Annotated in this window: 1 protein-coding gene; it reads left to right on the top strand. The window is 72.7% G+C overall.

Going from position 1 to position 1,503, the window contains the following annotated elements; translation table 11 throughout:
• Nucleotides 1-443 precede the first annotated feature (443 nt).
• Nucleotides 444-1,472 (top strand): hypothetical protein, encoded by a 1,029-nt coding sequence (locus tag ACWGIS_RS36260; protein ID WP_453366776.1) that lies wholly within the window; start codon nucleotides 444-446, stop codon nucleotides 1,470-1,472.
• The last annotated feature ends 31 nt before the right edge of the window (nucleotides 1,473-1,503 follow it).

The raw sequence follows: 1,503 nt of genomic DNA, 5'->3' as shown, positions 1-1,503 counted from the left end.
CCTGTGTTGCCCCGGCCCCGTCGGCGGGGGGACAACACCGTGGCTTCATGAGACGCCTCGGCCCCGATGGCGACCGCCTCGCGGCCCCCGCCCGCGACACGGCGCCCGACCGATCACCGCCACGAAGCGCGTTATTCCGAGCACCCCTGCGGACCGTCGAGCGCGTCGAGCGGGGCAGCGTAGAGCGCGTCCGCTGGCGCCCGCCGGATGCCCCGCTCCACCGCCGGGCCATCATGCGCCTCAACCCTGCTCACAGGGGTAGGCAGCTCGATCGATCGATGCCGGAGAAGCGCCGTAGCGCCGACCGCAGGGGGGCCTACGACCCCGTTTCCGACCGGACAGCTCTTGCCACGACCAAGATAGGAGCATATGCTCGTATTTCAAGCGAGGCACCACACCTCCCCCTCCCCATCCACCCGCCCCTCTCTCCCGAAGGTCACGCCATGACTACTGCTGAGCGCGAGCACAAGCTCCCCGCCGCGGCAGAGCAAACTGCACAACCGAGCCAGGGCCCCCGCCGGCCGCCCCTGAAGGCATGGCTCCAGCCGCTCCTGATCTCGCTCGTCGTCGTGGCGGCCTTCATCGCGTGCTACGTGGGTCTCCAGCGTGATCCGCAGCCCCACCACGTACCCATCGCCGTCACCGGACCCAACCTGCCGGGCGAGGTGCAGAAGGCCCTGGGCAGCGCGGTCGAGGTCCACCCCGCCGCGGACGCCGCGACGGCGCGGGCCGCACTGGAACACCACGACGTCGTGGCGGTACTGGGCGCCGAGACGCCCGACCACCTGAGCCTGCAGATCGCCGGAGCCGCCGGCACCTCCACCACCTCTGCCGTGAGCCACCTGGTCAGCGCGTACGCCCACGGGACCGGCGCACAGTTCACGACCGAGGACGTCGTCCCCCTGACCCACCACGACGCGCGGGGCCTCGCGGGGTTCTACGTGGCCTTCGGCGTCTCCCTGGCCGGCTTCGTCCTCGGCTCGAACGTCCTGGGCCTGGCCGCCGCGATGCGCTTGCGCCATCGCCTCTACCTGCTGACCGGCGCCTCGGCCGCCGTGGGTGTCGTCGGCGCGATCGTGGTCGGCCCGGTACTGGGGGCCGCCCCGGCACCACTGATCCCCCTCATGTTCGTCCTGGCGCTGCTGGCGGCCTCGGCCGCGTTCACCACGACCCTGCTGGGAACCGTCCTCGGCCCGATCGGCCTGCCGATCACCACCCTGCTCCTGCTGACCGTCGGCAACGCCACCAGCGGCGCCGTCATCGGCGCCGACCTGCTGCCCGCCGGTGCCCGGGCGGTCTCGGCAGTCCTGCCGCCCGGTGCCGCCGTCCGCGCCATCGCCGATCTCAGCTACTACGGCGGCGCACACCTGGTCACTCCAGTCATCACGCTGGCCGCCTGGGCGGTCGTCGCCGGGTCCGCACTGGCCCTGCGTTCCCGCCTGAAGGCGCGCCGCACCGCAGCCGCGGCCTGACCGCCGCGCAGACCGTCGAACGTCGCCGTCC

The sequence above is a fragment of the Streptomyces sp. NPDC054842 genome, from assembly GCF_053611025.1.
The sequence above is the reverse complement of the archived record's forward strand: the minus strand, read 5'-3'. Positions and strand labels throughout refer to the sequence as shown.